This window comes from Kaistella carnis, assembly GCF_003860585.1.
Lineage (GTDB): Bacteria > Bacteroidota > Bacteroidia > Flavobacteriales > Weeksellaceae > Kaistella > Kaistella carnis.
In genome coordinates this window covers 1400812-1414491 of record NZ_CP034159.1, presented here as the reverse complement: position 1 = coordinate 1414491, position 13680 = coordinate 1400812, and the positions used below count along the sequence as shown (strand labels likewise).

14 protein-coding genes and 4 pseudogenes are annotated in these 13680 nt (G+C 37.8%); 8 read left to right on the top strand and 10 right to left on the bottom strand.

Going from position 1 to position 13680, the window contains the following annotated elements; genetic code table 11:
• Positions 1–235: 235 nt before the first annotated feature.
• The 5 genes and pseudogenes from EIB73_RS06410 to EIB73_RS06390 all read right to left on the bottom strand — a co-directional run.
• Positions 236–1180, bottom strand: a complete 945-nt coding sequence (locus EIB73_RS06410; RefSeq protein ID WP_164467862.1) for a YfdX family protein — start codon at positions 1178–1180, stop codon at positions 236–238.
• Between the two features lie 21 nt (positions 1181–1201).
• Positions 1202–1639 (bottom strand): Hsp20/alpha crystallin family protein, encoded by a 438-nt coding sequence (locus EIB73_RS06405; RefSeq protein ID WP_076781576.1) that lies wholly within the window; start codon positions 1637–1639, stop codon positions 1202–1204.
• Between the two features lie 78 nt (positions 1640–1717).
• The gene (locus tag EIB73_RS06400; protein ID WP_125023716.1) at positions 1718–2158 is read right to left on the bottom strand and encodes an Hsp20/alpha crystallin family protein; all 441 of its coding nucleotides are present in this window, start codon (positions 2156–2158) and stop codon (positions 1718–1720) included.
• 111 nt (positions 2159–2269) lie between these two features.
• The gene (locus EIB73_RS06395; RefSeq protein ID WP_125023714.1) at positions 2270–2953 is read right to left on the bottom strand and encodes a Crp/Fnr family transcriptional regulator; all 684 of its coding nucleotides are present in this window, start codon (positions 2951–2953) and stop codon (positions 2270–2272) included.
• 193 nt (positions 2954–3146) lie between these two features.
• A pseudogene (locus tag EIB73_RS06390) lies at positions 3147–3410 on the bottom strand (efflux RND transporter permease subunit); the annotation flags it as partial.
• 191 nt (positions 3411–3601) lie between these two features.
• On the opposite strand from EIB73_RS06390, the gene EIB73_RS06385 reads away from it, so the two are divergent.
• The 4 genes and pseudogenes from EIB73_RS06385 to EIB73_RS06370 all read left to right on the top strand — a co-directional run bounded on the left by EIB73_RS06385 (position 3602) and on the right by EIB73_RS06370 (position 7794).
• A complete protein-coding gene (locus EIB73_RS06385; protein ID WP_228411292.1) occupies positions 3602–4009 on the top strand; it encodes a hypothetical protein in 408 nt (135 codons plus the stop codon).
• Positions 3975–4115: pseudogene (locus EIB73_RS15365) on the top strand (IS91 family transposase); the annotation flags it as partial. The gene EIB73_RS06385 and the pseudogene EIB73_RS15365, both read left to right, overlap by 35 nt.
• Positions 4116–5350: 1235 nt before the next feature.
• On the top strand, positions 5351–5617 hold the full coding sequence (locus EIB73_RS06375) for a phage integrase N-terminal SAM-like domain-containing protein (protein WP_262706729.1): 267 nt from the start codon (positions 5351–5353) through the stop codon (positions 5615–5617).
• Between the two features lie 638 nt (positions 5618–6255).
• Positions 6256–7794 (top strand): IS1182 family transposase, encoded by a 1539-nt coding sequence (locus EIB73_RS06370; RefSeq protein ID WP_125023617.1) that lies wholly within the window; start codon positions 6256–6258, stop codon positions 7792–7794.
• A gap of 51 nt (positions 7795–7845) precedes the next feature.
• Here EIB73_RS06370 and EIB73_RS06365 read toward each other — a convergent pair whose 3' ends face one another.
• The 4 genes from EIB73_RS06365 to EIB73_RS06350 are packed head-to-tail and all read right to left on the bottom strand — an operon-like array spanning position 7846 to position 10047.
• Complete coding sequence (locus EIB73_RS06365; RefSeq protein WP_125023712.1) at positions 7846–8037, bottom strand: hypothetical protein; 192 nt, start codon at positions 8035–8037, stop codon at positions 7846–7848.
• Positions 8034–8891 (bottom strand): DUF4236 domain-containing protein, encoded by an 858-nt coding sequence (locus EIB73_RS06360; RefSeq protein ID WP_125023710.1) that lies wholly within the window; start codon positions 8889–8891, stop codon positions 8034–8036. The genes EIB73_RS06365 and EIB73_RS06360 overlap by 4 nt, the downstream gene beginning before the upstream one ends.
• A 57-nt stretch (positions 8892–8948) precedes the next feature.
• Positions 8949–9152 carry a DUF4236 domain-containing protein gene (locus EIB73_RS06355; RefSeq protein WP_125023708.1) on the bottom strand — a complete coding sequence of 68 codons (204 nt, stop codon included), beginning with the start codon at positions 9150–9152 and terminating at the stop codon, positions 8949–8951.
• Entirely contained in the window at positions 9142–10047 is a 906-nt protein-coding gene (locus tag EIB73_RS06350; protein ID WP_228411291.1) for an ion transporter, read from the bottom strand. Before EIB73_RS06350 ends, EIB73_RS06355 begins: the two co-directional genes overlap by 11 nt.
• A gap of 224 nt (positions 10048–10271) precedes the next feature.
• On the opposite strand from EIB73_RS06350, the gene EIB73_RS06345 reads away from it, so the two are divergent.
• From EIB73_RS06345 to EIB73_RS06335, 4 genes and pseudogenes are all read left to right on the top strand, one after another.
• Positions 10272–10751: a phage integrase N-terminal SAM-like domain-containing protein gene (locus EIB73_RS06345; protein ID WP_228411316.1), complete on the top strand. Its 480-nt coding sequence runs from the start codon at positions 10272–10274 to the stop codon at positions 10749–10751.
• Positions 10717–10857 (top strand): annotated as a pseudogene (locus EIB73_RS15360) (IS91 family transposase); the annotation flags it as partial. The gene EIB73_RS06345 and the pseudogene EIB73_RS15360, both read left to right, overlap by 35 nt.
• Positions 10858–11216: 359 nt before the next feature.
• Complete coding sequence (locus tag EIB73_RS06340; protein WP_125023706.1) at positions 11217–12182, top strand: tyrosine-type recombinase/integrase; 966 nt, start codon at positions 11217–11219, stop codon at positions 12180–12182.
• Positions 12166–12318: pseudogene (locus EIB73_RS06335) on the top strand (IS91 family transposase); the annotation flags it as partial. The gene EIB73_RS06340 and the pseudogene EIB73_RS06335, both read left to right, overlap by 17 nt.
• 128 nt (positions 12319–12446) lie before the next feature.
• Here the strand turns inward: EIB73_RS06335 and EIB73_RS06330 are convergent.
• Positions 12447–13679 (bottom strand): dicarboxylate/amino acid:cation symporter, encoded by a 1233-nt coding sequence (locus tag EIB73_RS06330; protein ID WP_125023704.1) that lies wholly within the window; start codon positions 13677–13679, stop codon positions 12447–12449.
• Position 13680 lies beyond the last annotated feature (1 nt).

The following is a 13680-nucleotide window of genomic DNA, read 5'->3' as shown; positions in this document are numbered from 1 at the left end:
TTATTATTCTTTTCCTTTTTTTATTTCCTGTCCATTGCATGACGAAAAGGTTATTGAAAAAGCATTGAACAAGGTTATGTAATTTGCTTTCATGTTTGCACTGTTTTGGAATTATTAATCAACATTTTTAAACTTTCGAAATATTATTCCGGCTTTTATTGCCTAAAGGGGCTGTATGTTATTTAATATTTTACAGCCCCGGTTAATTTAATCTAAAAGTTAAGAATAAAAATTGTTATGAAGCTATTCTTTTCTTAAAATCAGCAAGTTTTGTTTTAAATTTCTCAAACAATGCCTGAGAATCACCATTATCTTTCACTGATTTTTTCAATTCTTTAATGGTTTTGTTTAGTTCTTCATATTCACGGTCGCGGTCGCCATAACCAAGCTCTTCGGCCATAATTAACTGGTATTCTGCATTGTCAAGAAGTGCGAGCACCTCTTTCTTTTTGTCTTCATTGGAAGCATCATCGGTTATGGCCTGTGCGATAAGCGCCTGTGCCCTCAGTATAGGCAAAGGAATGCGTTCTTCGCTTATAACTAATGTGTTAAGAGCTGTGTATAGCACTACTTTGGCTTCATCAGTTTTCCCTTTGTCAATTAAAGCCGCTGCTAATTTCATGGCTTCGGGAAAAGTTGCTAAAGGTAATTCAACTTTAGTAACCTGCAATTCACTGGCCAGTTTTGCTAACTCATAGCGCAACACCTGGAAATGGTTCTCTTTTAAGGCCTTTCTTGCTGCTCTTTTTATATCCCTGATTGTTTCAAGGTCGGTCACCAGATCAACGGTTTTAACCGATACCTCAATAGGTACCAGTGCCAAATCGGGTTTACGGGCCAGTAAAATATTTAACTTGCCGGTTGATTTTTCAAGCGCTACCAGAGCTCCTTTGGTATCCTTTGCTTCGAGGGCGTCAAGCGCCACGTAAACTTGTCCGATAGCTTCTGAGGCTTCTGCCACTATTTGGTCATTCAATGATTCAACAGCATCAATTGCCTGCTCCTGAACCTTACCTGCAAGTGAATCGGCATTCATACCCAACTCATCCGGTTTTTTAATTCGGATTTCTTCCGTTTGCGCGACACTATTTTCTTCGCTTTTGTTTTGGCTTTTATTTCCGCAACTTGTTAGTAAAACTATTGCCAGAAATGTATAAAGAATTTTATTTAATATTTTCATGATCATTTAATTATGTGGTTACTATTTAATTTCTATTGCCTTTTTGTTTTCTTCTTTACCCTTTATTTTACCAACTTTTATTTTCAATACCCCGTTTTTCATAGAAGCATCTATATATTCAGGGTCGGCATTCTCGGGTAATTGAAACATTCGTTGGAACGAGGCATAACCATATTCACGGCGCATCCAGTTGCCTTCGTTTTCTTCTTTTTCGTATTGTTTTTCAGAAGAAACAACTAAGCAATTGTCCTTAACTTCAAGTTTAATGTCTTTTTTATCCATTCCCGGCACGGCTAAAGAAACCTCAAAGGTGTTGCCTTTATCGTTGATGTTCACTGCGGGTACGCTGGCGATTTCTTCCGAACCCGAAGCCTGGTCGTCAATTTTTTTACCAAAAAATTTCTCAACAACATTTGGAAATTTTGGTTTAATGTTTTTTGTCCATTTAATTAAGTCCATATCAGCTAATTTTTAAAGTTTTACAATTAAATTCAATAACAGGTCATGGCAATTTTTGCGATGACCTGTTATAATAAATTACGAAATTTCAATGCTTTTTGGCGGTTTAGGCTTAGCTTCTTCCTTTTTTGGAATAGTAACGGTTAAAATACCATCGTTGTAAGAAGCGCTGACTTTATCAGCATCGGCGCTATTGGGCAGGGTAAAGGAACGGGTAAAAGCCTGGTAGGCAAATTCTCTCCTGGTGTATTTTTCACCTTCGCCCTCTTTTTGTTCTTCCTGCTTTTGCGAAAAAATTGTAAGCAGGTTGTTATCAACGTTAATTTTAAAATCGCCTTTTTTCATACCCGGCGCAGCCATTTCAACTACAAACCCATTTTCGTCTTCCTTAATGTTTACTTTAGGAAGTGTGGTGTTGGTAGCCGAATAGTTTTGGTTTCTCCAATCGGCCAATTCGGTGCCAAAGAAATCATCAAAAAGATTTCCGAATAATGGATAATTTGTTTTTACTAGTGCCATAATTTTTAAGTTTAAAGGTTAAAAACGAATAATTTAAAATGATTCTAGTCAAAGTTATGTATTTTAGAAATGCTTTTCCTTGATTCAAGTCAAGACACTGAAAAAAATTGTTCAATCGTTCATATTTGATATTTTAAATAATTTGTCTTTTCTTAAAAGTTCAATCATTCCGTTTATAGATTTAATAAGTCCGGATTCCTGAAACCTGGTTAAATACCTGCTAAGCGTTTCAGGGCTAATGTTTATCATTTTAGCCAGATCTTTTTTAGGTAAACGAATCAGGCTGTCATCATGCACAGGGCTATTTTCAGATGCCTGTTCGAGATCTAATAATAAAGTAGCCAACCGTGAATCAATTTTCTTTGAATGCAGGTTCACAATTTGTTTTTCACTGCTCCATATCTCATTACACAACATTTGAATAATTGACCTGGTAAAATCATTGTTCTCATGTATAAGTGTGAGGAATACATTTCGGGGGATAAAGTATAGCTCGCAATATTCTAATGCCTGGGCATTGTCAGGGTATGGTGTATCTTTTAATAAAGATACATAACCGATAAATTCGTTATGCCCAAGCATCCGCAATATAACCTCATCACCTTCATTGCCACCCCTAAATATTTTAACCCACCCATATTTTATAAAATACACACCTTTAGGCTGATTACCTTTTCTGTATATAAATCCTCCTTTTTTAAAAGTCCTTATCTCAAAGGGGCTATTTATTTCATTGGTGAAATGGTTGCAAAGCTCTGCAAAAAGTTTGTTCGATATGTTTCTTTTTTTACTCATTTTTGTTTCCTTGTTTACAACACTTCATTGAACAGACTATTACAGAGGCGAAATTTCAAGAAAGCATTAAAATTGATAGATGCAATTTACGTATTATTGGCAATAATTTAAGTGTTTTCCCGCAGTAATTCTTCCAATAATAAATCAAGGTTTACCGATGCAAAAGACGATGCATAGTCACTCATGGCATAGAAATATACACCGATTGGTCAAATTCGTAGGAGATCTTCACGTCATGGGGCATATTACGCGGAATGTCCTGCAACTGTTTCTTTAGCGTGTTTACAACATCTAGTGTAGAGGCATTACCTGTTTTTGCAATATTGATATATACGGAACGTTTTCCGTCAATAAGGGCATAGCCTGTGGCAATATCCGCACCATCCTTAACGGTTGCTACATCACGGATATATACATTATCCACTGTGCCCTTGAAAATTGGCACATCACCCAGTTGAACTAAACCTCCGGTAGCTATCCCAATCGCATAAATCAGTTACTTTGTAAAGTTAATTAAAAAATCACTAGAATGGCAACAAAAAAAAGAGTTTAGACGAGCTCAGAGAAAACAAAATCATCAATCAGGCAAAGCGCGAAGGTCTCGGTTTTACAGAACTTTTAAGCCGTTTTGAAAGTACCGTTTCGGTGTTGGGACGCAGTCAGAGTACGTTCAATAATTACTCCAGACACGTGGCTGAGGTGTCGCTGCATTTTGGGAAAATTCCGACAGAATTGGATCCTGAGCAAATCCACGATTACCTTTTTTACCTTCAGAAAAAATCAAAATCACCATCGCAATCTTATTTTAAACACACGGTTTACGGACTGCGGTTTTTGCTGAAAACCGAAAGTTTGCCTCACAGTTACCTCCATCTGCCCGCGATTCCAAAAGTCAAAAAACTTCCCACTATTTTAAGCCGTGAAGAAATCTGGCGAATGCTTCAAAGTGCCGAACTCCTGAAACACAAACTGCTCATCGGCCTGATCTACGGTTGCGGACTGCGCTGTATGGAAGTAAGGAATATCAAGCTTCAAACCCAAAACGCTGCTCAATAAATGTCGGTGCTGCAAAGAAGGAAACCTGGTCACCATTGCCGTTTTTGGGCAGCGCAGTCCGCCGCAGAACTTTCTTTTCGTCACCCAACCTTTGTCTGCAAAATAACCTTTGCGGGTAAGGGAAGCTGTGCTCTACAGCCAGTAAAACCCCGCAGAAACCACTTCCAAAGGCTACCCAACGCCACAAAAAAAGCAGTCCTTCTGAAAAAACTGCTTTGCACCTCTAAATTCTAAAAACGACATCCCCATAAGAGGACCATCATACTGCTGAAAAGCCACCGGAGCTTCCGTTCAACGGGCTTTCATCTTCTGTCCTGCGGACAAGACGAAAGCTTAGTTATTAGCAGAAGTTTATTTTATCGTCTCGGAGCTCTTCTTGTATGAGATCTGACATATGTTCCATCTTTTCTGTAATAACCTCTAACATAAACAGGACCTCCTGAATTTTCTACATTATTAGGTTCAATATAATCATTTGATCGAATCAAATTCTTTTCCGGTTTAAATTTGTCCGGTTCAATTGTTATAATTTCATAAATACCTCCATTATTAACGCAGGCATTTTCATCTATTGATGAAACAATTCTCCCATCTCGACAAAGACAACCAATTTTTATTATTTCAGGGTTATTTTTGTTTCCTAATGACTTGTAATAATTATCCTTACTAACCTCGGATATATATTCCTTATTTTTATATTCATAACTGGATTTATAATTATCAACTCTTTTTTCAATTTCCTTTGAGTAAAAGAAAGATTAAGCCTTGTTCGGATTTAGATTTTTTGAAACTGGAAGAGAAATTATTATTGTGATGAAAAGTGCAAAAATAGTAGAAAAACATCCTAGTTCTTTACCCCTGATTTTTAAGATTATATTGCTTATAATTATGTAAACTATAAATGACGAGATAAAAAATATAAACAATTCTATCATTACATGGGTTCAAAATTTCTGCTAACGGAAAAAGTATTTGCGAAGGGCGGGCTAAAATTGGACGAAAAGTTCAATTTCGACCGAACGAAGCAAATTGCTTTTTCAGATTACCAAATTACAAAAAAAAGTAATATGAAAACCAAGTTGCGACTAAATGCATCGGGTTTTTCTATTATGAATTCAACCCCGCCTTTTGCAAATACTATGTTGAACTAAACCTCCGGTAGCTTTTCCCATTCGCCGTTTTAGTAACTTTGTTTTTATTAACCTTTTAAAAAACATATAAAATGGCTACAAAAAAAAATCTCCGGAGGATTTAAGAACAAACAAATTCCTGAACCGTGCCTCGAGCGAAGTTAACGGTTTTGCCGAACTTCTGCAACGCTTCGAAAGAAATATCTTCATCGTGGGCAGAAGCAAGCGTGCCTTCGACAATTATTCCCGTCACGTTGCGGCCTTAGCGCGTCATTTTGGTAAAGTCCCTACTGAATTAAACCCGGAAGACATCAGAGATTACCTTTTTGAACTTCAAAATCGATCAAAAACCCCTTCTCAGTCGTACTTTAAACATACCGTTTACGGACTGCGGTTTTTGCTGAAAACCGAAGGCTTGCCTTACAGCTACCTCCATCTTCCCGCGATTCCAAAAGTGAAAAACTTCCCACTATTTTAAGCCGTGAAGAAATCTGGCGAATGCTTCAGTCCTTCTGAAAAAACTGCTTTGTGTATCTAAATTCTAAAAACGACATCCCCATAAGAGGACCATCACACTGCTGAAAAGCCACCGGAGCTTCCGTTCAACGGGCTTTCATCTCGTGTCCTGCGGACAAGACGAAAGCTTAGTTATTGTGCGCAGTATTTTCGGTTCGGCGACTTAATTCAACCTTTTGAATTCAGTCAGAGAAGTGAAAATCAAGCATGACAATTTTTTTCAAGATCGAAAATGCAAATAAGATTCAGATTTTTAGTAAGTTTTTAGGTCCGGACAGATTTTATTCACGTAGTTAAGCGCAAAGTTGGAAAAAGTCAGCGTCAAATTTTTTTTCGGCATTTTTTTCACGCATATTTTTGTCGGCGCCGGATATGTAAAAGTCAGCGCAATTTTTAAAAATTCAGACTGATTTTCAGGGTTAATTTTTAAAATTCAGCGGAGTAGAAGCCAGCGTAATTTGAATTTTCAGACCGAAATTTCTATTGAAAACTGCTTTTCGATATTGCGCACAACGTCAGTCTGTGAAAAAACCTCCGTTTATTACTTCAAAAATAGCTAAATTATTTCAATAATACGGGAGGAAATTCGTATATTTAATAATGCAACACATCACAGGAATAGCCCGCAATCAAATGGTTTTTACAAGTTTAGAAGATTCGATTTCTGAAGATAATTCGGTTCGGTTTGTAGATGCCTTTGTTGAGAATATCGATTTAAAAGCATTAGGTTTTGAACTGCAAATGCTAAAAACGGAAGGACGACCGAGTTTCAGTACGCAAACATTTCTCAAAATCTATTTGTATGGTTATCTGAATGGACTTCGGAGTTCACGGAAACTCGAAAAAGAATGTGTGCGCAATATTGAATTACAATGGCTTTTATTTGGACTTGTACCCAATTACCACAGCATTTCTGATTTTAGAAAAAACAATCCGTCGGGTTTAAAAAAGCTGTTCAAAGTATTCGTTTCTTTTTTGAAAGATGCAGATCTAATTGCTGGAGAAACCATCGCCATTGACGGTACTAAAAGTAGAGCGCACAACAGCAAAAAAGCCAATTTTAATCAAAAGAAAATTGATAAACACTTGGCTTATATTGAAGAGAAAACACAGCAATACCTGGATGAATTGGCTCAGAATGACGAGAAAGAAAATAGCATGACAATCACTAAGATTCAGGAAAAGATTGAAAGATTAAAGAAAAATAAACTCGGCTACGAAGTCTTAGAAGAAAAACTAAAAGCAAGTGGCGAACCTCAGATAAGTACTACCGATGAAGATTCACGAGCACTGTTGGTTCAGGGGCAAGTTGTAGAAGTAAGTTATAATATTCAAGCCGCTGTTGATGCTCAATATAATTTGGTTGTGGCTACACACACCATTAATCGTAATGATCGTAATGCTTTGAGCGCAATTGCAATTGAAGCTAAGGAGAATTTGGGAATTGAAACATTCACTGCTTTAGTTGACAAAGGTTATCACAATGGTCGGGAAATCACCCAATGCAAAGAGCAAAACATTATCACCATTGTTGCGCATCCAGATCAGGGAAAAAGCAACGAAAATGGCACTCAACCAGATTATTTTGTTTCAAAATTCATTTACAATACAGACGATGACACTTACACTTGTCCGGCAAACCAAGTTTTAAAAACGACGGGACGATGGCACAAGAAAACCCGCGATAGAGACAGCTACGACTTCAAAAAATACCGAACTCCAGCTTGTAAAGAATGTCCTGTAAAATCACTTTGTACGAGCAGAACAGGAGGCCGAGAGATTGATAGAAGTCAATATGCCGATGCTGTTGCAGAAAACAATCAGCGCTACCAAGCTAATGCGCAATTATACCGAAAGCGGCAGGAGATCAACGAGCATATTTTCGGAACAATCAAAAGGCAGTGGGGCTACAATCACACGAATTTAACGGGACTTGAAAAAGTAAATGGTGAACACAGTTTAATCATGCTGGTGTATAACATCAAACGTGCGATAAATATTCTTGGAGTTCCGGAATTAATTGCCAAATTGAAGAACTGGAAGTCACCTTACAAAGCGAAAGGTTGTTTTGTTTTTAGACAGACTTGTTTTGCGTTTATTTTAGCCCCATTGGAAAATACATTATCAATTGCAGCATAAAAAATAGCCGATCTTAAAACGCATTTATTGAGGTGTGGAAGGTTGGTTTTCTTAAGGAATTACTGGAAAGCTGAGTTTATTCACAGCCTGACGTGTCGCGGCTTTGCGAAGGTGGCGATTTTCACCACAAAACTTCAATCGAAGCACTAAATTTTGATTAACCACTAAACTGTCATACGAAGCACTGAACCGCCACTTTTGCAAAACCGCAGTTGCCAGCTGTGCTTCTGTTTCTGTCGTCATTGTCCTATGATTTTTTGATATGCTTTAAAAGTCATTGAGAACTGCTCTGCCTTGTCGTGATTACTTAAAGAATATGCTTCGTTTAGTCCAGTCGAGCTTTTAATTTCAATGTTACCGTATAAGCAAATTGGAATTTGATAGTTGTCTTTAAACCTTTTGTCGGGGCTTCCATTTTTATTGACTTTTGCCCAAGTGTTTCCAATCACATTTGAGTCAGATGGAACTCTTTCTTCTTCCAAGAATTTTTGAGAGATAAAATCAAATTCAACTTCACGAATATCTATTAGTCCGAATTTTTTGTTGCTGTCAACTATTGCAATAAACGCAGGATAAATGTATAAATCTCCACCATTTGCATTTTTAAAATGTAGTGCGTCAAATTTTGATTTAATAATGTCAAAGTTGCCAAATCCAAATTTTACTTGCTTTCTTGTAATTGATTCTGATGCTGCTGAACGTGTTGCTGTTTTGTCAATTTTAGAAGTAGATGTGATGTCCCATATTTTTTGGCAAGTAAGTAAAGTCTTGTAGCTGTCGAGCAGTTGTAAGTATGATTTTTCAATTTGTTCATCCGTTTTGATGTCTATATTTACATAGCATTCAGAAAGTTGTTTTTCAATGTCTTCTAAATATTCTTTCTTGTCATCTCTGTTTTGCTTGAACCACTTAATAAAAAAGCCAACAATAATTAGATAAGAAAATACAAGTAAGATTTGACTTGTTTGTAGGCTTGATTTTGCTCTTACAATTTCTCTCTTTAACTCGCTCTTTTCTTGATAGCAAGATAGTAAAGTGTCTCTAAGTTCTTGAAGTCCTTCGGTCGTGGTTTCTTCAACATTTTCCGTTGATTTCAATTCTGTTCTTTGGTCTGGAATTATCTCTTGCTGTGGTAATTTATAGTCTTGGAAGTTTTAATTTGATTGGTTAGATTTTTTCTGTCCACCAATTCTTTTACGGTCATAAATACCTGTTCCGGGTAAGCCTGTGTTTAAAAATGTTCCTTGTTTGTTGAAGTTTACACTTGCTCCCGGAACACCAACTGCTGTGCTGATGCCTGTTTTGCTAAAGTTTAAAGTAACTCCAGGAAATAATTTTACTCGTCTTCTAAATCTCATTTTGTTCTTTTTTTATTGTTTGACCGCAAGTTGAGCAGTAATCGTCTTGTAATTTTCTACGTGAAATTTCATCTGAAAACCCTGAAGCTAAAATACCTGACGGTAATGCAAAAAGTCCAATTCCAATAATCGCAATTACACCACCCAAAAATCGTCCTAATGGTGTAACGGGATAAATGTCTCCATAACCTACCGTTGTCAATGTCGCAATGCCCCACCACATTGTTTCGGGTATGCTTGAAAAGTTTTCGGGTTGACTTTCATTTTCAACGTAATACATTAATGTTGAAGCAATGAGTAAAAGAAAGACTGTGAAGATTAACGAAATAACAAGTTCTTCTTTTTTCTTTTTAAAAACTCGGGTGATAAAAGAAAGTGCTTCAATGTATCTGGCTATTTTGAATAAACGGAAAATCCTAAAAATTCTCAACATTCTCAATAGTCGTAAGTCAACTCCAACGAATGGCAGATAAAACGGAAGAAAAGCCAATAGGTCAATTATTGCAAGAGGCGTGAGAGCATATTTTAAATTTCCTGCTATAGGTTTTTTGAATTCGGGTATCAAATTCGCTGTCCAAATACGAAGTATATACTCTACCGTAAATACTATAACTGAAAAAAGTTCAAAGTAGTCAAAATGTGTTTGAAACTGTTGTCGTAATGGTTCAATAGATTCTAATACTATGGCAATTACATTCAAAATTATCAATGTAATGATGAATACGTCAAAATACCAACTTAGGTCTCCTGACTTTTTAGATACTGTCAATATGTTATGTATGCGTCTCTTCATAGCATTGATGGCAACGGGAAACGGCTTTGCGAAGGCGGGGATTTTACAAACTGAAAGTTCTACTAAAACCGAACCGAGCGAAAACCATTTTCGTTTTTTCAAAATTACAAAAAAATAAAAAACGAAATGGTTTTTTGCGACTAATAATGACGAAACTTTCAACTCAAGAGAAATTCACCCCCGCTTTTGCAAAACCGATGTTGAACTAAACCTCCGGTAGCTTTTTCCATTCGCCGTTTTAGTAACTTTGTTTTTATTAACCTTTTAAAAACTCATGAAATGGCTACAAAAAAAAATCTCCGGAGGATTTAAGGACCAGCAAATTCCTGAACCGTGCCTCGAGCGAAGTTAACGGTTTTGTCGAACTTCTGCAACGCTTCGAAAGAAATATTTCCATCCTGGGCAGAAGCAAGCGTACCTTCGACAATTATTCCCGTCACGTTGCAGCCTTGGCGCTTCATTTCGGTAAAGCCCCTACCGAATTAGACCCGGAAGACATCAAAGATTACCTTTTTGAACTTCAAAAGCGATCAAAAACCCCTTCTCAGTCGTACTTTAAACATACCGTTTACGGACTGCGGTTTTTGCTGAAAACCGAAGGCTTGCCTTACAGCTACCTCCATCTTCCCGCGATTCCAAAAGTGAAAAAACTTCCCACTATTTTAAGCCGTGAAGAAATCTGGCGAATGCTTCGAAGTGCTGAACTCCTGAAGCACAAATTGCTCATCGGCCTGATCTACGGTTGCGGACTGCGCTGTATGGACGTAAGGAATATCAAGCTTCACACCCAAAACGCTGCTCAATAAATGCCGGTGCTGCAAGGAAGGAAACCTTGTGACCATTGCTATTTTTGGGCAGCGGGGGCCGCCGCAGGATTTTCTTTTCGTTACCCAAACGCTGTCTGCAAAATAAACTTTGTGGGTAAGGGATTTTATATCTTAAAAGTAAAGAAAAGCCGGTGAGTGCTTCAAAAAATCTCACCTCAGTTCCCAAAAAAAGCAGTCCTTCTAAAAAACTGCTCTAATATCCTAAATTCTAAAAACGATAACTCCATAAGGTTACCAACTGGGGAGGAAAAGCCACCGGAGGTTCCGTTCAACAGGCTTTCATTTCTTGTCTTGCAGATAAAACGAAAGCTTAGTTATTGAACTAAACCTCCGGTAGCTTTTCCTGAGGCTGTTTTATTAACTTTGTTTGATCATAACATAAAATAAAATCTCTAAAATGGCTACAAAAAAAAATCTCCGGAGGATTTAAGGACGAACAAAATTTTGAATCGCGCTTCAAGCGAAGTTAATGGTTTTTCGGAACTGATACAACGTTTCGAAAGAAATATTTCAAGCCAGGGAAAAAGTCCCAGAACCTTTGATAATTATTCCAGGCATGTAGCAGCCGTAGCGCTTTACTTCGGTAAAATCCCTACCGAATTGGATCCGGAAGACATCAAAGATTATCTCTTCGAACTTCAACAGCGATCAAAAACACCTTCTCAAACCTACTTTAAACACACGGTTTATGGACTGCGGTTTCTTCTGAAAGCCGAAGGTTTACCCTATAGTTTTCTGCATCTTCCCGCTATTCCAAAAGTCAAAAAACTGCCGACTATTTTAAGCCGTCAGGAAGTTTGGCGTATGCTTCAAACGGCGCAGTTACTGAAACACAAACTGCTCATCGGTCTGATTTACGGGTGTGGACTTCGATGTATGGAAGTGAGGAATATCGAACTTCATCATCTTGATTTTGACCGACAAATGCTGCATGTTGTTCAGGGTAAAGGTCAAAAAGACCGTTATGTTCCTTTATCCGAACATTTAATTCGGGGACTTAAAACCTTTATTTCAGTGGAAAATCCGACTCAATATTTATTCAATGGAAATCAAAATAGAAATATTGAAGAGATTGATGCTTCGACTACGCTCAGCACAGGTGCTTCCACAACGCACACCAAAGATTTTGATTCCAGATACAGTCAAAGAGGCGTTCAATGGGTCATCAAAACGGTGAGTAAAAAAGCCGGAATCACCAAAGTTGTTCATACGCACACTTTGCGACAAAGCTTTGCCACGCATTTATTGGAAGATGGAGTTTCTATCATTATGGTTCAGAAACTTTTGGGTCATGAAAGAATTGAATCGACCATGGAATATCTTCATGTCTGTCAGTTGTCAGATCAAAAACCCCACAGCCCTTTGGATACCGTTTTCGCTTTATGCAGTAAAAATGGAAACCCGAAGTAAAGGCGGAAGTGTTGCTGATGTTCTTCGTAAAATCAGTTTATCGGCCCGGAATTTTACGGCTCATCAGGAAAAAACACTTCGCGCTTTGTCGTATTGCCGGACTGCTGCTTTGGGTGGTCATATCGATGCGTGTGATGGTTGACCGCCAACTCTCAAATATACACAATGTCAACATTAAAACTGTGTAATAAATTACTATTACACAGGATTTTATTAAAATTGCCGTGTTTTTTATAGAAATAAAAGAGATATGATGCTCAATTCTTAAATTACAACCTCTTCCGCTTCAACAAATTTTTCTCCCGAAATTTTTGTCACAAACATTGCCGCAACGGTGTCGCCTGTAGAGTTAAGCACCGTCGCCAAAGGATCCACCAATGTTCCAATGATCATCACGGCCGGAATGGCTTCCTGAGGTAGACTGTACACAGAGATCATCAACATTTCTCCAATATAGCCACCATTGGGAATTCCGCCTGCGACGATACTGACGAAGACCGTAATTCCTAAAGCCAACAACAGATTCATCGGATCGAAAAAATCTTTGCCAATAATTAGAAATGCCACATAAATTTTAATAATAGAGGACATAGAGGAACCGTTTTTGTGCAGCGTACTTCCAATGGGGATCACAATATTCGCGATAGAAGAGGGAACGCCAATTTTACCTGCCGCCAGTAAATTTGCGGGCATAGTTGCGAAACTGCTGCACGTAGAAATTGCCGTAAGTGACGGATAAATATTGTTCATCCAGAATTCTTTAATACCACGTTTTCCTTTAGCCAAAAAGGCGTAGAGTGTAAAGAAAACAAAGAAATAAACGACCCCGGAAATATAATATAAACCAAGAGGTTTTGCGTAAAAACCGAAAAGTTGTGGTCCAATAGTCGCAACTTGAAAAGCAAAGTAAGCGCCCAAACCGATGGGTGCACCTTTCATCACAAGCAGCAGAAGTTCTTTCATTACTTCATAACCCGAGGCTAAAAAATCGCGGAAAACTTTTCCGGCTTCTCCAGTTTTTCGGGCTGCAGTTCCGGTAAGGAAAGCAAAAATTAACAAGGCAAGCATGTTTTTTCGGGAGAACAGTTCGGAGAATTCACCCACTGTAAAAAAGCGGACAATGCGATCGCCCCAAGAATCATCTGCCCCAGAATTATCCAGAATATCATTTGAAGTAGAAGGCAAAGCCTGGGTTGGAAAAAAATAAACCACGGCGATGGTAAAGATTGCCGCAATAAGAATGAAAAGTAAAAAGGTGATGATCATTGAGAAAATGATCTTTCCAAATTTTCCTCCTTTTTCTACACTGGCAATCGAATTGGCCACCGCAAAATAAACGAGCGGCACAACGCTGACAAAAAGAAGGTTTAGAAAAATATCGCCGAGCGGCTTCAGATAAGAAACGACATTGGGTGAAAATATTCCTGTAAAACTCCCGAGAATAATTCCGAATAAAAGTAAAATAATACCGGAATAGTTTTTCAGAACTTCTTTCATT